20 protein-coding genes are annotated in these 19,165 nt (G+C 70.3%); 7 read left to right on the top strand and 13 right to left on the bottom strand.

The window, feature by feature from the left end; translation table 11 throughout:
- Positions 1 to 137 precede the first annotated feature (137 nt).
- Positions 138 to 641, top strand: a complete 504-nt coding sequence (locus ACIBLC_RS22305; protein ID WP_399212825.1) for an HAD domain-containing protein — start codon at positions 138 to 140, stop codon at positions 639 to 641.
- A gap of 60 nt (positions 642 to 701) precedes the next feature.
- Here the strand turns inward: ACIBLC_RS22305 and dapD are convergent, their stop codons facing one another.
- The 3 genes from dapD to ACIBLC_RS22290 all read right to left on the bottom strand — a co-directional run bounded on the left by dapD (position 702) and on the right by ACIBLC_RS22290 (position 2,984).
- Positions 702 to 1,691, bottom strand: a complete 990-nt coding sequence (gene dapD, locus ACIBLC_RS22300; RefSeq protein ID WP_399212824.1) for a 2,3,4,5-tetrahydropyridine-2,6-dicarboxylate N-succinyltransferase — start codon at positions 1,689 to 1,691, stop codon at positions 702 to 704.
- 436 nt (positions 1,692 to 2,127) lie between these two features.
- Positions 2,128 to 2,664, bottom strand: coding sequence for a TetR/AcrR family transcriptional regulator (locus ACIBLC_RS22295; protein ID WP_399212823.1), 537 nt, complete (start codon positions 2,662 to 2,664; stop codon positions 2,128 to 2,130).
- Positions 2,664 to 2,984, bottom strand: coding sequence for a DMT family transporter (locus ACIBLC_RS22290; RefSeq protein ID WP_399212822.1), 321 nt, complete (start codon positions 2,982 to 2,984; stop codon positions 2,664 to 2,666). Before ACIBLC_RS22290 ends, ACIBLC_RS22295 begins: the two co-directional genes overlap by 1 nt.
- Before the next feature lie 228 nt (positions 2,985 to 3,212).
- Here ACIBLC_RS22290 and ACIBLC_RS22285 point away from each other — a divergent pair, with 228 nt between their 5' ends.
- A complete protein-coding gene (locus tag ACIBLC_RS22285) occupies positions 3,213 to 4,958 on the top strand; it encodes a hypothetical protein (RefSeq protein ID WP_399212821.1) in 1,746 nt (581 codons plus the stop codon).
- 669 nt (positions 4,959 to 5,627) lie between these two features.
- On the top strand, positions 5,628 to 6,614 hold the full coding sequence (locus tag ACIBLC_RS22280; protein WP_399212820.1) for an AbfB domain-containing protein: 987 nt from the start codon (positions 5,628 to 5,630) through the stop codon (positions 6,612 to 6,614).
- A gap of 127 nt (positions 6,615 to 6,741) precedes the next feature.
- Here the strand turns inward: ACIBLC_RS22280 and ACIBLC_RS22275 are convergent, their stop codons facing one another.
- From ACIBLC_RS22275 to ACIBLC_RS22240, 8 genes are read right to left on the bottom strand one after another with little or no spacing between them, the layout of a single operon-like run.
- Positions 6,742 to 7,074, bottom strand: a complete 333-nt coding sequence (locus tag ACIBLC_RS22275) for a metal-sulfur cluster assembly factor (RefSeq protein WP_399212819.1) — start codon at positions 7,072 to 7,074, stop codon at positions 6,742 to 6,744.
- The gene (gene sufU, locus ACIBLC_RS22270; RefSeq protein WP_399212818.1) at positions 7,071 to 7,538 is read right to left on the bottom strand and encodes a Fe-S cluster assembly sulfur transfer protein SufU; all 468 of its coding nucleotides are present in this window, start codon (positions 7,536 to 7,538) and stop codon (positions 7,071 to 7,073) included. The genes ACIBLC_RS22275 and sufU overlap by 4 nt, the downstream gene beginning before the upstream one ends.
- Before the next feature lie 15 nt (positions 7,539 to 7,553).
- Complete coding sequence (locus tag ACIBLC_RS22265) at positions 7,554 to 8,810, bottom strand: cysteine desulfurase (RefSeq protein ID WP_399212817.1); 1,257 nt, start codon at positions 8,808 to 8,810, stop codon at positions 7,554 to 7,556.
- Positions 8,807 to 9,592 (bottom strand): Fe-S cluster assembly ATPase SufC, encoded by a 786-nt coding sequence (gene sufC / locus ACIBLC_RS22260; protein WP_399212816.1) that lies wholly within the window; start codon positions 9,590 to 9,592, stop codon positions 8,807 to 8,809. The genes ACIBLC_RS22265 and sufC overlap by 4 nt, the downstream gene beginning before the upstream one ends.
- Positions 9,593 to 9,599: 7 nt before the next feature.
- Entirely contained in the window at positions 9,600 to 9,923 is a 324-nt protein-coding gene (locus ACIBLC_RS22255) for a bifunctional 3-phenylpropionate/cinnamic acid dioxygenase ferredoxin subunit (RefSeq protein ID WP_399212815.1), read from the bottom strand.
- Positions 9,923 to 11,140 carry a Fe-S cluster assembly protein SufD gene (gene sufD / locus ACIBLC_RS22250; protein ID WP_399212814.1) on the bottom strand — a complete coding sequence of 406 codons (1,218 nt, stop codon included), beginning with the start codon at positions 11,138 to 11,140 and terminating at the stop codon, positions 9,923 to 9,925. Before sufD ends, ACIBLC_RS22255 begins: the two co-directional genes overlap by 1 nt.
- 58 nt (positions 11,141 to 11,198) lie before the next feature.
- On the bottom strand, positions 11,199 to 12,623 hold the full coding sequence (sufB, locus tag ACIBLC_RS22245; RefSeq protein ID WP_399212813.1) for a Fe-S cluster assembly protein SufB: 1,425 nt from the start codon (positions 12,621 to 12,623) through the stop codon (positions 11,199 to 11,201).
- The gene (locus ACIBLC_RS22240; protein WP_399212812.1) at positions 12,620 to 13,351 is read right to left on the bottom strand and encodes a helix-turn-helix transcriptional regulator; all 732 of its coding nucleotides are present in this window, start codon (positions 13,349 to 13,351) and stop codon (positions 12,620 to 12,622) included. The genes sufB and ACIBLC_RS22240 overlap by 4 nt, the downstream gene beginning before the upstream one ends.
- 160 nt (positions 13,352 to 13,511) lie before the next feature.
- On the opposite strand from ACIBLC_RS22240, the gene ACIBLC_RS22235 reads away from it, so the two are divergent.
- The 4 genes from ACIBLC_RS22235 to ACIBLC_RS22220 are packed head-to-tail and all read left to right on the top strand — an operon-like array spanning position 13,512 to position 17,100.
- Positions 13,512 to 14,348, top strand: a complete 837-nt coding sequence (locus tag ACIBLC_RS22235) for an aminoglycoside N(3)-acetyltransferase (RefSeq protein WP_399212811.1) — start codon at positions 13,512 to 13,514, stop codon at positions 14,346 to 14,348.
- 11 nt (positions 14,349 to 14,359) lie between these two features.
- Positions 14,360 to 15,283 (top strand): ABC transporter ATP-binding protein, encoded by a 924-nt coding sequence (locus ACIBLC_RS22230; RefSeq protein WP_399212810.1) that lies wholly within the window; start codon positions 14,360 to 14,362, stop codon positions 15,281 to 15,283.
- 50 nt (positions 15,284 to 15,333) lie between these two features.
- Positions 15,334 to 16,050: an ABC transporter permease gene (locus tag ACIBLC_RS22225; protein WP_399212859.1), complete on the top strand. Its 717-nt coding sequence runs from the start codon at positions 15,334 to 15,336 to the stop codon at positions 16,048 to 16,050.
- A 42-nt stretch (positions 16,051 to 16,092) separates the two neighbouring features.
- Positions 16,093 to 17,100, top strand: coding sequence for a heme A synthase (locus tag ACIBLC_RS22220; protein ID WP_399212809.1), 1,008 nt, complete (start codon positions 16,093 to 16,095; stop codon positions 17,098 to 17,100).
- On the opposite strand, the gene ACIBLC_RS22215 is transcribed toward ACIBLC_RS22220, so the two are convergent.
- Together ACIBLC_RS22215 and ACIBLC_RS22210 are read right to left on the bottom strand one after the other, a co-directional pair.
- Positions 17,087 to 17,857 (bottom strand): nucleotidyltransferase, encoded by a 771-nt coding sequence (locus ACIBLC_RS22215; protein ID WP_399212808.1) that lies wholly within the window; start codon positions 17,855 to 17,857, stop codon positions 17,087 to 17,089. The two genes, ACIBLC_RS22220 and ACIBLC_RS22215, sit on opposite strands and share 14 nt — an antisense overlap.
- 20 nt (positions 17,858 to 17,877) lie before the next feature.
- On the bottom strand, positions 17,878 to 18,984 hold the full coding sequence (locus ACIBLC_RS22210; protein WP_399212807.1) for an amidohydrolase family protein: 1,107 nt from the start codon (positions 18,982 to 18,984) through the stop codon (positions 17,878 to 17,880).
- Positions 18,985 to 19,165: the final 181 nt, after the last annotated feature.

Raw genomic sequence — 19,165 nt, 5'->3', positions numbered from 1 at the left:
CCGGCGCTCGAGTGGCCGCCCCCGCGCCCGCCGCCACTCACCCACCCCTCACTCACCACCCATCCAACTACCCGCCGCAACGTCCCTGGCCAGAAACAACCGGCCCAATCCGCCCAGCCCTCCCATACCGTGACCCCGTGAGCCGACCTCTGCTGTTTCTCGATGTCGACGGTCCCCTCAACCCGTACGCGGCGCAGCCGGAGCGGCGGCCGGAGGGGTATACGACGATCCGGGTGGCCCTGAATCCCGGCAGGCCCCTGCGGGTCTGGCTGCACCCCGACCACGGCCGTGTGCTCCTCGGGCTCGGCTACGAACTGTGCTGGGCCACGACCTGGATGGACTCGGCGAACCGCTGGATCGCACCGGTCATCGGCCTGCCCGAACTCCCGTACGTCGACTTCACCGGCGCGCTCTTCGCGAAGCGGCCCGACGGGGTGCACTGGAAGACCGAGCGGATCGTGGCGTACGCGGACGGCCGCCCCTTCGCCTGGGTGGACGACGAACAGAGCACGGCAGACGACACGTACGTCACCGAACACCACACCGGGCCCGCGCTGCTGCTCCACGTCAGTCCCCGACTCGGCCTGCGCGAGGAGGACTTCGCGGTGCTGGAGGAGTTCGCGACCGCCGTGCGCGAATAGCGAAGTGCCCTCCCGCGCATGGCGGAAGGGCACTTGCGGGGCGCCTGATCGGGACGAGCCTCAGTTGTGGCTGTGGAGTACTTCGTTGAGTCCGCCCCACACCGCGTTGTTCGGCCGCGCCTCGACCGTTCCGGTGACCGAGTTGCGGCGGAAGAGGATGTTCGACGCTCCGGAGAGTTCGCGGGCCTTGACGATCTGGCCGTCGGGCATGGTCACCCGGGTGCCGGCGGTGACGTAGAGGCCGGCCTCGACCACGCACTCGTCGCCGAGGGCGATCCCGACACCCGCCTCCGCGCCGACCAGGCAGCGCTCGCCGATGGTGATGCGGACGTTGCCGCCACCGGACAGGGTGCCCATGGTCGAGGCGCCGCCGCCGATGTCCGAGCCGTCGCCGACGACGACACCGGCCGAGATACGGCCCTCGACCATCGAGGTGCCGAGCGTGCCGGCGTTGAAGTTCACGAAGCCCTCGTGCATGACGGTCGTGCCCTCGGCGAGGTGCGCGCCGAGCCGGACCCGGTCGGCGTCGGCGATCCGGACGCCCTTCGGCGCCACGTAGTCCGTCATGCGCGGGAACTTGTCGATGGACGTCACGGCCAGGTGGAGGCCCTCGGCGCGGGCGTTCAGCCGCACCTTCTCCACGTCGTCCACGGCGACCGGGCCGAGCGAGGTCCAGGCGACGTTGGCGAGGTGGCCGAAGATGCCGTCCAGGCTCTGGCCGTGCGGCCGCACGAGACGGTGCGAGAGCAGGTGCAGGCGCAGGTAGGTGTCGTGCGCGTCGATCGGCTTCTCGTCCAGCGAGGCGATGACCGTACGGACCGCGACCACCTCGACGCCACGGCGGGCGTCGGGCCCGACGGCCTTCGCGGCGCCCTCGCCGAGCAGCTCCACGGCACGCTCTGCGGAGAGCCGCTCGGTGCCGGCCGGACCGGGCTCGGCGGAGAGCTCGGGGGCGGGGAACCAGGTGTCGAGGACGGTGCCGTCGGCGGCGACGGTGGCAAGCCCGGCGGCAACGGCGCCGGTGGTGCGGGGTGCAGTCGTGTCGGTCATAGGGGAAACCTAACCGGCCGGGGGCCGGGGATGCGAACCAGCGTCCGGGGCGTCTCAGGTGCCGGGCGGACACCTGAGCGATGCCGTGCCGGTGCCTGCCTCGAAGTCGGTCCCGGCGGCCCGCACTCCCCTCGAGGTGCGGGCCGCCCGCGCCCGGAGAGCCGCGCCGGCCCCGGTCACCCGCCTTTCCCTACTGCTCCCCGACGACCGCCGAAGGGTTCAAGACGCCGCGGAGTACCCGGCGGGACAGGGAGGACGGCTCGGCCGGTCAGGCGGCGGACTCAGCCGGAAAGGGGCAGGGCTTCGGCGGGACAGGGCCGGAGGGCTCGGACGGACGGTTCGGATGGCTCGGCCGGACAGGGCGTCGGGGCCAGACAGGCGGGGACCGGGCAGAGGCGGAAGGCTCGGGCAGACGAGGAGTCACAGGCCGGCCCGGTCAGGGAACCAGCCGCCCCAACACCTCCCGCGCATAGGCCTCGTCGTACTCCGCGCCCGTCAGCAGCACCTGTAGGCAGATCCCGTCCAGCACCGCGACCAGCGCCCGCGCGGTCACCGGGTCCGTGCGGCGGGTCAGCCGCTCGGCGAGATCCTCGGCCCACTCGGCGGCGACGGGGCGCAGGGCCGGGCGGCGGAGCGCGGCGAGATACAGCTCGTACTCCAGCTCAACGCCGGTACGGTCACCGGCCAGCCATTCGCCCATCCAGCCCGCGAGCTCCCCGGCCAGGTCGGTGCGCGGGTCCTCCAGACCGCCGCGCGCGGCGACCACCTTGGCGAAGCCCTCGTTGGCCTGCCGCAGGGCGGCGACCATCAGTTCGTCGAGGGTCCTGAAGTGGTACGTGGTGGAGCCGAGCGGCACATCGGCCTCGGCGGCGACGGAGCGGTGGCTCAGCCCGGCGATGCCCTTGGCGCCGACGACCCGGATCGCCGCGTCGATGATCCGCTGGCGCCGCTCGGGGTCGTACCGGCGGGCCATCAGTGCGCCCCGCCGAGGTTCAGCAGTACGACCCCGCCGATGATCAACGCGATCCCGGCGACCTTCGCGGCGCTCAGCCCCTCGCCGAGGAACACCATGCCGATCGCGGCGATGGCGGCGGTCCCGACGCCGGCCCAGATCGCGTAGGCCGTGCCGACCGAGACGGTCTTGAGGGTCTGCGCGAGCAGTGCGAAGGCGATGACGTATCCGAGCAGGGTCACCAGTGAGGGCCACAGCTTGCTGAAACCGTCGCTGTACTTCATGGCCGTGGTGGCGGCCACCTCCGCGGCGATGGCGCCGACGAGCATCACATATCCCATGTGTACCAGCGTACGCATCGATGTGTACGCCTGTACGCAGGATGTGTGCACCAGGAGCGACGCGGGATTCCTCCAGCGGAAGCGGGCCGCCGCGGGCAGGCCGTCCGGATCACGCCGCCAGGCCCGGAATCCGGGTGTCGGCCCCTGTGCGGATCTGCGCAACCGACGCCACCGCTTGCTCAGATGTCCTTGTAGAACAAGGGAGTTACCGCTCCCTACCGTGCCGATATGAAAAGAGGAGCCGCACATCGCAAGTGGTCCTGGATCCGCGCCCTGGCCGCCGGATCCCTCGCCTTCGGAGCGCTGACCGCGGCGCCGTCGGCCGACGGCGCGACGAACACCCGCACCGAGACCCCGGTGACCTCCACGTCTCCGGTCACCGGCGTCACCGAGACGAAGGTCTCCGTGCGCATCCCGCTGCCCGCCTCGGCAGGCCGTCGCCCGGCGGCGTGCGACCGTCTGTCGTACCTGCGCTACCGCTCGTCGTCCGGCCCGGCCGCCTCGGCCGGCGCCGACCGGATCCTCGTCGCCCAGCCGGGCGTCCTGGAAGGCGCGGGCGCCTTCGACAGCGTGGCCCGCAACACCGTGCGGGCCGCGGCCGAGCAGGGCCGGCACATCGAGTTCTGGGCGCTCGACCGACGCTCCAACTGCCTTGAGGACAACGCCGGAATCACCACGGGCGACGCCGGCGCGGCCGTCGACTACTACTACAACGGCAAGCGGGTCGCGGGGCACGCCTTCGAGGGCTTCCTGACGAGTGATCAGGTCGGCTGGCTCGCCGAAGTCGGCCTGGAGCAGACACTCCGCGACCAGTACGACCTGCTGGCCGCCGAGTTGCCCGACCAGAGGGTGCGCAAGCAGAAGGTCCTGTGCGGCGGCCACTCCCTGGGCGGTGTCCTCACCGGCACCTTCGCCACCTGGGACTTCGACGGCGACCGCACGACCACGGCGGACGCGGGCTACAACCAGTGCGCCGGCTACTTCGCGCTGGACACCACCATCAGCACCTCGCTCGACGACCTGAACGGCGGCTCGTCCGACGCCGAAGGCCCCCTGGACGGCCTCGTCCCGGACACGGGCATCGGCTACGCCGCCGTACAGGCAGGTCTGCGCACCGGCGTCCTTCCCCGCTTCCTCGCGCTCCCCGCGGTGATCAACCCCGAGACCATGAACCTCCTGGCGGTCAACGGCCTCGCCGCCCGCAACGCTCCCGACGCGGAGTCCACGGTCCCCAGGTCCCTCCCCTCCACCTTCAACATCGACACCACGGCCCAGACCATGTTCTCCGAGAACACGGAGGTCTTCCTGGCCGGCAAGCCCACGCTCCGCGACTTCCGCCTCACCAACGCGGCCGTCCTGGGCACCTTCATGGACGACAACTCGGCGCCCCTGGCCTTCATCCAGGCCAGCGTGGGCTTCTACGACAGTGCCGACGGCGGCGGCATCACCGACAAGAACTTTCCCGTCGCGAACGACGCCGAGGGCTCACCGGCCGCCTCCGGTACGGAACTGAAGGCCATCCCGGACGAGCCGGCCGGACCGCTCTACACCTGGCGGAACTACGACCGCGTCGGAGCCTCCGACGACCCGGTGTACCGCTCGGCCGACGGCACGCCGTTCACCACGGCCGCCAAGGAGGTCACGGACATCGGGGAACTGGCCCGCAGTCTCTCCGAACAGCCCCTGGACTTCACCGAGGACTACTTCCCGACCAAGCTGGTGACGGACATCCAGCTCTCCTCCGACCCGCAGATCTCCCGCCACATGCTCCACCCGGACGGCCTCACCGCGAACCCCACGATCACCTTCGTCGCGGGCGACGGCATCCTGGCGGACCGCATCCCCGCCGACAAGAACCCGGTGGTGCTCCCCGGCTACCAGCACCTGGACGTCCTGACCGCGGCCCCGACACAGAACGGCGGGGGCCGGGAGCAGATCTCGGTCCTCCTGTCGGACTTCGCCGCCACACCCTGAACCCGGACCCGCCAAGTCCTGGACCCGCCAGATCTGGAACCCCCAGGTCCGGATCCGCCAGGCCCTGAACTCCGAGGAGGTCGTCAACTGGCAGGCCGCGGGCCCAGCTTCACGCACCCGCGCCAGGCGGTCGGACATCCGCCGCTTGGCGTGGGCGGCCCGGCGCAGCGTCTCCACCTTCCGGTAGCGCAGCAGTTCGGCGGGGTCGGGGCGCACGGCCCCGGCGAGCTCGTAGCCGCGCGAGGCGAGCCGGTCGCCCAACACCTCTTCGCACAGGGTGATCTGATGTGGCGTCAGTCGAGTGGTCCAGCTGCCGGCCCGCGAGCTGTCGAGGGCGCCGTGGGTACGGCGGCGCCAGGTCTTGCGGACGGGCACGGCAGCCTCGGCGACGCGGTACGGGGGACCACGCTGAGAACGCCCTGTGAACCCCGGCGCGTCGCGGGGCCTCGACAGGCGGACGCCGGGCCGTGAAATCCGTTGGATCACTGAGGGAAACGACTGCTCCGGAGTCACCCGGTCCACTACTGTTTCACCAGTCGCACACATGGTCCCCATGGCCACCGCCAATCCGTGTGCCCGCGCCTCCCCCTTTCTCGGGCCGACAACCGCTCTCGGCTCGACCCAGAAGACGAATCCGCGTACGCCACGGGCGACGCTGGAGGAGCTTGCATGCCACCAACGAATCCGGAGCCCGGGCCCGAACAGCCCGCCGGCTCCGCGGAGAGCCCGGTCCCATCGACGGAGATCGCCGCCTGGCGTCCCACCACGCATGGCGCTCCCTACCCGGCGGAGATGCCGCCCTTCGCCGAGCTCCCGATCCCGTGGGGGTCCTACGAGACCGTGACGGAGACCCGGCTGCCCGGCACCCGGCGGCTGTGGCTGGCCGCCGGTCTCGCCGTGGCGGTTCTCATCGCCACCGCCACCGCGATCGCCGTACTGGACAAGGGAACTGACGCCCAGTCACAGGACCGGGCGAACCGGCCCGCCTCCGACACGGGCGTCCCGTTCATCCCCGGCGTCTCCGACCCGGCCACCGGCGGGGTCGTGGCACCCACCGGCAGGGCCGCCTCCTCCGCCTCACCCTCGCTCTCGCCGTCCCCGACCGCGTCGCAGGGAGCCGCCTCGGCGAACGCCTCGGGACAGGGCTCCGACGGCAAACCCGTCCCCGCGCCGTCGAAGCCCACCGCGTCGAGCAAGCCCTCGGCGTCCGCGACCGCCGCCGCGCGGACCTCGGTCCAGTCGGTCAACTACCCCGACCGCTACTGGCGCGTGAGCGGCGGTTCCGTCCGGCTCGACCAGGTGAGCAGGCAGAGTCCGGCCTCGACCCGGCGGGACGCGAGCTTCAAGAAGGTCAAGGGACTCGCGGACTCCTCCTGCTACTCCTTCGCCACCACCGACGGCGGCTACCTCCGCCACCGCGACTTCGTCCTGCGCGCCGAACGCGACGACGGCTCCGCCCTCTTCGAGAAGGACGCGACCTTCTGCGCGAGAACGGTGTCGGACTCCGGCACGGTCGTGCTGGAGTCGGTCAACTACCCCGGCCGCTACCTGCGCCACCGCAACTTCGAGCTCCGCCTGGAGCGGTACGACAACAACAACCGCCGCGGCCACGAGGACGGGGACTGGGCGTTCCGCCTGGTGAAGGGCTTGAGCTGAGCGGCGGAGACGGACCCGCGCCCTCGACAGCTGTGGCCCCCGGCGCACTGCCGGGGGCCACACACGCACACGCGCGGCTCGGACGTCGTACACGACGTACACGCCGGACCGAGAGAACCTCGGGAACTCAGACGTTGAAGCCGAGCGCCCGCAGCTGCTCGCGTCCGTCGTCCGTGATCTTGTCCGGGCCCCACGGCGGCATCCAGACCCAGTTGATGCGCAGCTCGTTGACAATGCCGTCCGTGGCGGACTTGGCCTGGTCCTCGATGACGTCGGTGAGCGGGCAGGCCGCCGACGTCAGGGTCATGTCGATGGTCGCGATGTTCGCGTCGTCGACGTGAATGCCGTAGATGAGGCCGAGGTTGACGACATCGATGCCCAGCTCGGGGTCTACGACGTCGTACAGCGCCTCGCGGACCTCCTCCTCAGAGGCGGGCTTCATCTCGATGGTCTCGCTCATGCCGTCTTCCTTTCAGCGGCGTCCGGGCCCAGTGCCTGGGCCGTCGCGTCCTTCCACGCCATCCAGCTGAGCAGCGCGCACTTCACCCGGGCCGGGTACTTGGAGACACCGGCGAACGCCACCGCGTCCTCCAGTACCTCCTCCATCGCGTCGTCGGGCTCGATGCGGCCCTTGGACTGCATCAGTTCCAGGAAGGTCTCCTGGATCTTCTGCGCGGCGGGCAGGTCCTTGCCGACGAGCAGTTCGTTCAGCACGGAGGCGGAGGCCTGGCTGATGGAACAGCCCTGGCCCTCGTACGAGATGTCCGTGATCCGCTCGCCGTCATACTTCACACGCATGGTGATCTCGTCGCCGCACGTCGGGTTGACGTGGTGCACCTCGGCATCGCCGTCCCGCAAGCCCCGCCCGTGCGGGTGCTTGTAGTGGTCCAGGATGACTTCCTGGTACATCGAATCAAGCTTCACGACTCAGCCAGCTCCTCAGCCGAAGAAGTTCCGTACGTGCTCCAGACCGTCGACCAGGGCGTCGACCTCGGCCGGCGTGGAGTACAGATAGAACGACGCTCGCGTGGTCGCGGGAATTCCGTACCGCAGGCAGACCGGCCGTGCGCAGTGGTGGCCGACCCGGACCGCGATGCCCTGTTCGTCGAGAACCTGGCCCACGTCGTGCGGGTGGATGTCACCGAGCGTGAACGAGATCGCCGCGCCACGGTCCTCCGCCGTGGTCGGGCCGATGATCCGCAGGTCCGGGACCTCCAGGAGCCGCTTCACCGCGTACTCGGTGAGCGCGTGCTCGTGGGCAAGGATCTTGTCCATGCCGATCGCGGAGAGGTAGTCGATCGCCGCGCCGAGACCGACCGCCTGCGCGATCGGCGGGGTGCCCGCCTCGAACTTGTGCGGCGCCGGGGCGTAGGTCGACGAGTGCATCGACACCGTCTCGATCATCTCGCCACCGCCGAGGAACGGCGGCAGGTCCTCCAGGAGCTCCTGGCGGCCCCACAGCACGCCGATGCCCGTCGGACCGCACATCTTGTGACCGGTGAAGGCCACGAAGTCGGCCTGGAGGGCCTGCACGTCCAGCGGCATGTGCGGTGCGGCCTGCGAGGCGTCGATCAGGACAAGGGCCCCGACCTCCTGCGCCCGGCGCACTATCGCCTCGACCGGGTTCACGGTGCCCAGGATGTTCGACACCAGCACGAAGGAGACGATCTTCGTCTTCTCGGTGATGATCTCGTTCATGTTCGACAGGTCGAGGCGGCCGTCGTCGGTGAGGCCGAACCACTTCAGCTTCGCGCCCGTGCGCTGCGACAGCAGCTGCCACGGCACGATGTTGGAGTGGTGCTCCATCTCCGTGATGACGATCTCGGTCTCGTGGTCGACCCGGTAGGGCTCGTCGGCCCAGCCGAGCATGTTGGCCACGAGGTTGAGCGACTCGGAGGCGTTCTTGGTGAAGATCACCTCGTCGCGGCTCGGCGCGTTGATGAAGGCGGCGACCTTGTCGCGCGCGCCCTCGTACAGCGCCGTGGCCTCCTCGGCGAGCACATGCACACCGCGGTGGACGTTGGCGTTGTACTGCTCGTAGTAACCACTGAGGGCGTCCAGCACCTGGCGCGGCTTCTGCGAGGTCGCCGCGTTGTCCAGGTACACGAGCTTCTTACCGTCGTGGACCTGGCGGTCCAGGATGGGGAAGTCCTTGCGGATCGCCTCGGTGTCGAGGAGGCCCGACAGCTGCGTCACGCTGATACGCCACCCTTCGTGTCGGCCGTGTCGTGGATCGCGTAAGCCTCGTAGCCCTCGTTCTCCAGCTTGTCGGCGAGCTCGGCGCCGCCGGACTCGACGATGCGGCCCGCGGAGAAGACGTGGACGAAGTCGGGCTTGATGTAGCGCAGGATGCGCGTGTAGTGGGTGATGAGCAGGGTGCCCACCTCGCCGCTCTCGCGTACCCGGTTGACGCCCTCGGACACGACACGCAGGGCGTCGACGTCCAGGCCGGAGTCGGTCTCGTCGAGGATCGCGATCTTCGGCTTGAGGAGCTCCAGCTGAAGGATCTCGTGGCGCTTCTTCTCACCGCCGGAGAAGCCCTCGTTCACGTTGCGCTCGGCGAAGGCCGGGTCCATGTTGAGGCGCTGCATGGCCTCCCGGACCTCCTTCACCCAGGTACGCAGCTTGGGCGCCTCACCGCGCACGGCGGTGGCCGACGTACGCAGGAAGTTGGAGACGGAGACGCCGGGGATCTCGACCGGGTACTGCATCGCCAGGAACAGACCCGCGCGGGCGCGCTCGTCGACGGACATCTCCAGGACGTCCTCGCCGTCGAGGGTGACGGTGCCGCCGGTGATCGTGTACTTGGGGTGGCCCGCGAGCGAGTAGGCGAGGGTCGACTTGCCGGAGCCGTTCGGGCCCATGATGGCGTGGGTCTCGCCCTGCTTCACGGTCAGGTCGACGCCCTTGAGGATCTCCTTCGTGGCGTTGTCGGCCTCGACGGTGACGTGCAGGTCGTGGATTTCAAGCGTTGCCATGGGTACCTCAGGACTCCTGGGTGAGGGAGACGAGCACGTCGTCCCCTTCGATCTTTACGGGATATACGGGGACGGGGCGCGTCGCGGGAAGGCCGGACGGCTTGCCGGTGCGGAGGTCGAAGCTGGAGCCGTGCAGCCAGCACTCGATCTGACAGTCCTCCACCTCGCCCTCGGAGAGCGAGACGTTCGCGTGCGAGCAGATGTCGTTGACCGCGAACACCTCCCCCTCGGTCTGTACGACCGAGACCGGCGTGCCGTCGAGTTCCACCCGCTTGGGGGTGTTCTCCTCCAGCTCGCTCAGCCCACAGGCGCGTAGGTAGATGCCGGCCATCAGACCGATGCCTCCAGCTCCTCGTCGATCTTCACGAGAAGCCGCTCCTGGATGTCGTCGACACCGATCTGCTGGACCAGCTCGGCGAAGAAGCCGCGGACCACCAGCCGGCGGGCCTCGTCGGCCGGGATGCCGCGGGCCATGAGGTAGAAGAGCTGCTCGTCGTCGAAGCGGCCGGTGGCACTCGCGTGGCCCGCGCCGACGATCTCGCCGGTCTCGATCTCCAGGTTCGGCACGGAGTCGACCCGGGCGCCGTCGGTCAGAACCAGGTTGCGGTTCAGCTCGTAGGTGTCCGTGCCCTCGGCCGAGGCCTCGATGAGGACGTCGCCGATCCACACCGCGTGGGCACCCTCGCCCTGGAGCGCGCCCTTGTAGGCGACGTTCGACTTGCAGTGCGGGGTGTTGTGGTCGACCAGGAGACGGTGCTCCTGGTGCTGGCCGGCGTCCGTGAAGTACAGGCCGAAGAGCTCGGCCTCGCCGCCGGGGCCGGCGTAGGTGACGCGCGGGTGGAGGCGTACGAGGTCGCCGCCGAAGGTGACCACGAACGACTTGAAGGTGGCGTCGCGGCCGATCAGCGCGTTGTGCTGGCCGACGTGCACGGCCTTGTCGTCCCAGTCCTGGACGGAGACGACGGTGAGCTTGGCGCCGTCTCCCAGGAGGTAGTCGACGTTGGCGGCGAGGACCGTGTCACCGGTGTGGTCGATGACGACGACGGCCTCGGCGAAGGCTCCCAGCTCGATGACCTGGTGCCCGTAGGCGACCCCGCCCTCGCCGTGCACGGCGATGCGGATCGGCTCGGTGAGCACCGTCTCCTTGGGGACGGTGACGACACCGGCCTTCTCGAACGCCGAGTACGCCTGGGCGGCGACGCGGTCCACCGGGGTACCACCCCTGCCGAGCCGGGCGTCCTCGCGGCCGACGGTCTCGACCGTGACGCCCTCGGGCGCCTCGATGTCGACCTTCAGGCCGTCGCCGGTGGCGACCGCGGTGCCGTCGTGCAGCCCGCGCAGCCGCTCCAGCGGCGTGAACCGCCACTCCTCCTCACGGCCGTGGGGGACGGGGAAGTCCGCCACGTCGAAGGACGGGGGCGCGCTCATGCGGGTGGCGACGGTCGACTCGGCGGCCACCGCGATCTGGCCGGCGGTGGTGGAGCCCACCGATGGGGGTCCCCCCGCTCGAGCGGAGTCGAGAGTGGGGGAGTTCTGAGCCTCAGCCATGGCTGTCGGTCTGCTCGCTTTCTTGCGTGAGTGGCTTGACGGATACGACGGTCGGCGTTTAGCCGACCGCCCCCTCCATCTGGAGCTCGATCAGCCGGTTGAGCTCGAGGGCGTACTCCATGGGCAGCTCCTTGGCGATCGGCTCGACGAAGCCGCGCACGATCATCGCCATCGCCTCGAACTCCGTCATGCCCCGGCTCATCAGGTAGAAGAGCTGGTCGTCGCTGACCTTGGAGACGGTCGCCTCGTGGCCCATCGACACGTCGTCCTCGCGGACGTCGACGTACGGGTACGTGTCGGAGCGGGAGATCGTGTCGACGAGCAGCGCGTCGCACAGCACGTTCGACTTGGAGCCGTGGGCGCCCTCGGCGATCTCGACGAGACCTCGGTACGACGTACGGCCGCCACCGCGTGCCACGGACTTCGACACGATGTTGGAGGAGGTGTTCGGCGCCATGTGGACCATCTTGGAGCCGGCGTCCTGGTGCTGGCCCTCGCCCGCGAAGGCGATGGACAGGGTCTCGCCCTTGGCGTGCTCGCCCATCAGGTAGACGGCCGGGTACTTCATGGTGACCTTGGACCCGATGTTGCCGTCGACCCACTCCATGGTCGCGCCCTCGTACGCCACGGCGCGCTTGGTGACCAGGTTGTAGACGTTGTTCGACCAGTTCTGGATGGTCGTGTAGCGGCAGCGGCCGCCCTTCTTCACGATGATCTCGACCACCGCGGAGTGCAGGGAGTCCGAGGAGTAGATCGGCGCCGTACAACCCTCGACGTAGTGGACGTAGGCGTCCTCGTCGACGATGATCAGCGTCCGCTCGAACTGGCCCATGTTCTCCGTGTTGATACGGAAGTAGGCCTGGAGCGGGATCTCGACGTGCACGCCCTTGGGGACGTAGATGAAGGAGCCGCCGGACCACACGGCGCTGTTCAGCGACGCGAACTTGTTGTCACCTACCGGGATGACGGTCCCGAAGTACTCCTTGAAGAGCTCCGGGTGCTCCTTCAGCGCCGTGTCGGTGTCCATGAAGATGACACCCTGCGCCTCGAGCTCCTCGTTGATCTGGTGGTAGACCACCTCGGACTCGTACTGGGCGGCGACACCGGCGACGAGGCGCTGCTTCTCCGCCTCCGGGATGCCGAGCTTGTCGTACGTGTTCTTGATGTCCTCGGGCAGGTCCTCCCAGGACTCCGCCTGCTTCTCCGTGGAACGCACGAAGTACTTGATGTTGTCGAAGTCGATGCCCGACAGGTCCGAGCCCCAGTTCGGCATGGGCTTCTTCTCGAACAGGCGCAGGCCCTTGAGACGGAGCTTGGTCATCCACGCCGGCTCGTTCTTCTTTTGGGAGATGTCGCGGACGACGTCTTCGTTGATGCCTCGCTTGGCAGAGGCACCGGCCACGTCGGAGTCGGCCCAGCCGTATTCGTAAGTGCCCAGACCCTCGAGCTCGGGGTGGGCGGTCTCCTCGATGGGGAGCGTCATGCGGGGTTCCTCCCGGCGGTGCTTGCAGATGCGTCAGGTGCGGACTTGGAAATCTTGGGGATGAACGTCGTGCATACGCCGTCGCCGTGGGCGATGGTCGCCAGCCGCTGCACATGGGTGCCGAGCAGCTGCGAGAAGATCTCGGTCTCCGCCTCGCACAGCTGCGGGAACTGCTCGGCGACATGGGCGACCGGGCAGTGGTGCTGGCAGAGCTGCTCGCCGACCGGTGCGCTACGCGCCGTAGCAGCGTACCCGTCCGCGCTCAGGGCCTTGGCCAGCGCTTCGGTGCGCTCCTCGGGCGCGGCGGCCTCCATGGCCGTGCGGTACGCGTCCGCCTGGGCGGCGATCCTGGCCCGGGCGAAGGCGACGACCGCCTCGCCCCCGCCCTCGCGCTCGGCGATCCAGCGCAGGGCGTCGGCGGCGAGTTTGTCGTAGGACTGGTCGAAGGCGTCCCGGCCGCACTCGGTCAGGGCGAAGACCTTGGCGGGACGGCCGCGCGTACGCGCGCCGTAGACCCGCTGCTCACGTGCTTCCACGACATCGTCGGAGACCAGTGCGTCGAGATGGCGGCGGACGGCGGCGGAGGTGAGTCCCAGCCGTCCGGCCAGGTCGGTCACGGTCGACGGGCCGTGGTCCAGGATGGAGCGCGCGACCCGGTTGCGTGTGGAACGGTCCGCACGCAGTCCGGCCGCGAGTTCCTCCTGCGGAGCCTCGCCAACGTTTTTCACAACGCCATTGTTGCGTAATTCCCCTGAGCCTGACAAGCCGAGCCCACGGGGCGGATGGTGCCGTGCATCACTTAGGTATACCTAAGCTGACCTGCGGAAACGATCTTTGATCGATCAATTCGGTAGCCACGGGCCTGCCACTCGGGGACACTGCCGAAGCATGTCGACACCCCCTCCCACCGGGCCACTCGTCACCCGCGACACAGTCCGCGCACAGCTTCTGGCGCTGGGCGTCCGCCCCGGCGAGACCCTCCTCACGCACTCCTCCCTCAGCTCCCTCGGGTGGGTCTGCGGCGGCGCGATCGGCGCGGTCCTGGGCCTGCTCGACGCACTCGGACCCGACGGAACCCTGGTGGTCCCCACCCAGTCCGGCGACCTCTCCGACCCCGCGCTGTGGCGCAACCCGCCGGTGCCCGAGGAGTGGTGGTCGGTCATCCGCGCGACGATGCCCTGCTACGACCCCCTCGTCACCCCCTCAGGCGGGGTCGGCGTCATCCCGGAGACCGTCCGTACCTGGCCCGGCGCCCTGCGCAGCGCGCACCCGCAGACCTCGTTCGCGGCGATCGGCCCGCGCGCGGCGGAGATCACCGAGGGCCACGCGACCGACTGCCGCCTCGGCGAGCGGAGCCCGCTGGCCCGTCTGGAGCAGCTGGACGCACGGGTGCTGCTGCTGGGCACGGGATACGACACATGCACCACCTTCCATCTGGCCGAATACCGGATACCGTCGTCCCTCGTCCAGTTGGGGCGGCCCACCCCCGGCGGCTGGGAGGAGGTGACGGAGGTGTCGATCACCTCCGAGCGCTTCGACGAGCTCGGCTCCGACTTCGAGCGCGACCGTCCCGTCGTACGAGGCAGGGTGGGCGCCGCCGACACCCGGCTGTTCCCGGTGGCCGACGCCGTGGCGTACGCGGAGCGGTGGCTCGCGCTGCACCGGCCGCCGGAGCCGTACCCGGATGCGGCCCCCCGCGGCCGGGAGCCCCGGCCGCCTACCTAGACTTGGTCCCCATGCGAAGCGAGCCCGTGGTCCAGGTCCAGGCCTTGGTGAAGAGGTACGGCAGGAAGACCGCGGTGGACGGCCTCGATCTGGTGGCCGGGGCGGGCATCACCGCCGTGCTCGGGCCCAACGGAGCGGGAAAGACGACCACGGTCGAGACCTGCGAGGGCTACCGGAAGCCGGACTCCGGCACGGTGCGCGTCCTGGGCCTCGACCCGGTCCGGCAGGCCGGGGAGCTGCGCCCGCGGATCGGCGTCATGCTCCAGTCCGGCGGCGTCTACTCGGGCGCGCGGGCCGACGAGATGCTCCGCCACGTGGCGAGACTCCACGCGCACCCGCTGGACGTGGACGCGCTCGTCGAACGGCTCGGCCTCGAAAGCTGCGGCCGTACCACCTACCGGCGTCTCTCGGGCGGCCAGCAGCAGCGGCTCGCGCTGGCGATGGCCGTGGTCGGCCGCCCCGAGCTGGTCTTCCTCGACGAGCCGACGGCGGGCCTCGACCCGCAGGCCCGCCTGGCCACCTGGGGCCTCGTGCGCGACCTGCGCGCCGACGGTGTCTCGGTCATCCTCACCACGCACCACATGGACGAGGCCGAGCAGCTCGCGGACGACGTCGCGATCATCGACGCGGGCCGGGTCATCGCCAAGGGCTCGCCCGACGAGCTGTGCCGCGGCGGCGCCGAGAACACCCTGCGCTTCAGCGGCCGTCCCGGACTGGACGTGGCGTCCCTCCTCAAGGCCCTCCCGGCGGACAGCACAGCGGTGGAACTGACCCCCGGCGCCTACCGGGTCGGCGGCAAGGTCGACCCGCAATTGCTCGCCACGGTCACGTCCTGGTGCGCACAGCACGGGGTGATGCCGGAGAAGATCGCCGTCGAACGCCACACCCTCGAAGACGTCTTCCTGGAACTGACCGGCAAGGAGCTGCGTTCGTGACCACCGCGGGTACGTACACCCCGAGGCCCGGGGCGGCCCCGCTCCCCCGGATGATCGCCGCGCAGGCCGTCCTGGAGACGCGGATGCTGCTCCGCAACGGCGAGCAGCTCCTGCTCACCGTCGTCATCCCCACGCTGCTGCTGGTGCTGTTCAGCACGGTCGACATCGTCGACACGGGTTCCGGCAGGTCGGTCGACTTCCTCACCCCCGGCATCCTGGCGCTCGCCGTGATGTCGACGGCGTTCACGGGCCAGGCGATCGCGACGGGCTTCGAGCGCCGCTACGGCGTCCTGAAGCGGCTCGCCGCCTCCCCGCTCCCCCGCTGGGGCCTGATGACGGCGAAGACGGCGTCGGTGCTGGTCACCGAGATCCTCCAGGTGCTCCTGGTGACGGTGATCGCCCTGGCGCTCGGCTGGTCACCGCACGGCAACCCGTTCGCCGTACTGCTCCTGCTGGTCCTGGGCACCGCCGCCTTCTCCGGCCTGGGCCTGCTGATGGCCGGCACCCTGAAGGCGGAGGCGACCCTGGCCGCCGCGAACCTGGTCTTCCTGCTGCTGCTGGTCGGCGGCGGCGTGATCGTCCCGCTCGACAAGTTCCCCCCGGGCGCCCAGGACGTCCTCGCCCTGCTGCCGATCTCCGCGCTGTCGGACGGCCTGCGTGACGTGCTGCGGGACGGGGCGGGGATGCCGTGGGTGAACCTCGGGATCCTGGCCGTGTGGGCGGTCGCGGCGCTGGCGGCCGCGGGGAAATTCTTCCGCTGGGAGTAGGTATGGGGCCCTCGTGAAGACATGCACAAGCGGCCCCCTACGATGGTGCGCGTGCCAAACGTGACCCGAGCCGACGCCGTAGCCGCCGTGCGCAACCCGCTCGCCTTCATCGCCGAGCGCTGGACCCCGACCTCCCGGACGGTGCGCCGGGCGGCTCTCGCCGCGCTCGTGATGGCGGTGGCGATCGTGGTCACCGGCGGTGCCGTACGGCTCACCGGCTCCGGGCTCGGCTGCCCGACCTGGCCCAAGTGCACCGACGACTCGCTCACCACGACGAGCGCGATGGGCGTCCACGGCGTCATCGAGTTCGGCAACCGCATGCTGACGTACGTGCTGTGCGCCGCGGTCGGCTGGGCGATCGTCGCGGCCCGCTCGCGGAAGCCGTTCCGGCGGAGCCTGACCCGGCTGGGCTGGGCGCAGTTCTGGATCGTCATGAGCAACGCGGTGCTCGGCGGTGTCGTGGTGCTGGTCGGCCTCAACCCGTATACGGTCGCGGCCCACTTCCTCCTCTCCACCGCGCTCATCGCCGTCGCCACCCTGATGTGGCGGCGCACCGGCGAGGGCGACGGCCCGCCGCGCCCGCTCGTCGGCAAGCCGGTGCAACAGATGGTGTGGGTCCTGGTCGCCGCGACCGTCCTGCTGATCGCGGTCGGCACGGTCGTCACCGGCGCGGGCCCGCACGCGGGTGACTCGAGCGAGGTCGAGCGCATCCCGCTGGACTGGGAGAACGTCACCAAGGTGCACGCCGTGCTGGCCTGGATCGTCGTGACGCTGGCCTTCGCGCTGTGGTTCGTCCTCAAGGCCGTCGACGCTCCCAGGGGCCCTCTCGACCGCACCCGTGACCTGTTCCTCGTCCTCCTCGGGCAGGGCGTCATCGGTTACGTCCAGTACTTCACGGACCTCCCCGAAGTCCTCGTCGGCCTCCACATGTTCGGCTCCTGCCTGGTGTGGATCGGGGTCCTGCGGGTCCTGCTGTCGTTGCGCGAGCGGCCGGAGATCCTGGCGGAAGTGCCGGGTCCCGCCACGGAATCGACCCTCACGCGCGCATGAAGCCCTCGTACGTCGCGACCAGGCCGTCGATCGCGGGGCCGAGGTAGTCCCTGGTCAGCTCCGCCCGGCGCGAGAGCCACGCGTCGGTCGGCGGCACCGGATCGCCGTACCGCCGCAGCCTGATGTCCTCGACCACCTCGCGGGGCGCGCCGAGTTCCGTCAGCAGGTCCAGTGCCTCCCTCTTGGAGATCAGCCGCCCCTCGCGCAGGGTGACGGTCGCCCGGGCGAAGGTGACCGGCCCGAGGTCCACCCAGACGTCCTGCTTCCAGAGCCGGGCCTTGTCCACCGCGGGCCGCCAGAACTCCTTCTGGTCCCGTACGACGAAGGCGTTGAGCTCCCGGTCCCGGACGGGCGGCAGCAGGTCCTCGGGCGGTTCGCCGTGCAGGACCAGCCCGAAGGCGTGCAGTTCGCGCCGGGTGACCGGGGTGACCGGGCGCTTCATCAGGACGTTCTGTGCCCAGGTGACGTACGACCGCTCGGCGTCGGCCTGCCCGCCGGGCGGCAGGTAACCGCAGTGCAGTTTCACGGCGAGCGGCTCGTCGACGCGTAGTCGCCGGTGCAGCCGGACCAGCCCGCGCACCGTGGCGAGCGAAGGCGGAGCGTCCAGGACGGCGATCAGGTCCAGGTCGCTGCGCCCCTCCTGGTAGTCGCCGCCGGCGAGCGAGCCGTGCGCCCACAGGGCGACAGGGGCGAAGGCGCGCAGGTCGGTGAGGAAACGGTTCAGCAGGCGGGCCGTGGCGTCGTCGGCGTCAGTCATGGGATCAGAGTGTGGTGCGCTCACTCCACCCCGTACACCCGGCGTGCGTTCCCCGCCGCGATGAGCGCCGCCACCCGTTGCGCGTCGGCCAGCGACCAGGCTCCCTCGGCGACCCAGGTGCCCAGCACCCGGGCGAGCGCCTCCCGGAACAGCCGGGCCCCGACCACGTGGAGTTCGGGCAGCCCGTGTGCCCCGCTGGAGAAGAGGAGCTTGCCGAAGGGCGCCAGTTCGAGGATCTCCGAGAACACGGCCGCGGCCCGCGCGCCGGTGCGCACCAGCGCGGCGCCCAGATCGGCGTACACATGCGGGAAGACGCCGGCGAGGTGCGCCGCGTGCCGGTGGTAGGGGTAGCCGTGCAGCAGGACCAGGTCGGTGCCGAGTCCGGCCGTGGCGCGGGCGAAGTCGGTGAGCAGGACGGGGTCGGTGCGGTCGATGCGCAGGCCCGGTTCGCCGAGCCCGGCATGGAGCTGGAGCGGCAGTCCTGAGGCGACCGCGATCCACAGCAGATGCCGGAGCAGCACCGGGTCGCTCAGCGCGCCGCCCACCGGGCGACGTGCGAGCCAGCGCCCCGCCGCGCCCCGCACCTCTCCGGGGCCGGGCGGCTCCGGAGCGAGCGCCAGGCCGCTCCGTACACCCGCCACGGAGGTGAAGGCCACGGCGTTCGCCGCGGCGCCGTGGATGGACTCGGCGAGATTGGCGAGAAAGGACTCGACCGTTCCGGAGGTGTCCGCGACCTGTTCGGCCAGCAGTTCGAGGCGGACGATCTCATGCGCGTCGGCGCCGCCGGTGGAGGCCATTTCGCCGGGGCCGGTCAGATCGCCCGGCAGCCCGGTGTCCACCAGATACGTCGTGATGCCGCTCCCGCGCAGCAGCCTGCGCCCCGATTCCAGTACGCCCAGTTCACGGCGCCGGGCGAGATAGCGGGCCGGCGGGCAGTGCGGCTCCAGACCGAGCAGGGGCGGACACCAGCGGCGTACGGCGAACCCGGTCTGGGTGTCGAAGAAGGTGGTGCCCGGGGCTGGCGGCCCCTCGGTCCTGGCGAGGTGGGCCTCGAAGGTGCCGAGGCCCAGCTCCGTTCTCAGGACGCCGTGGCAGTACTGGTCCACCAGGGACGGCGTTTCGATCATCCGGACTCCCCGTGACTGGACCGTGCCTTCTCAGGTCCTAACGGGTGAACCGGGTGTCAGGTGTTGCTTGCACACACCCCGTGCGAAGACGCTCCGCTGTTTCTGCCGTTGGGGAGTGCCTGTGGTTTTCGAAGCCGCGGACCGCCCGTGGCCGGCCGCGCAGTTCCCCGCGCCCCTGGCG

Origin of the sequence: Streptomyces sp. NPDC050535, assembly GCF_044457665.1 — a bacterium.
GTDB lineage: Bacteria > Actinomycetota > Actinomycetes > Streptomycetales > Streptomycetaceae > Streptomyces.
The sequence above is the reverse complement of the archived record's forward strand: the minus strand, read 5'-3'. Positions and strand labels throughout refer to the sequence as shown.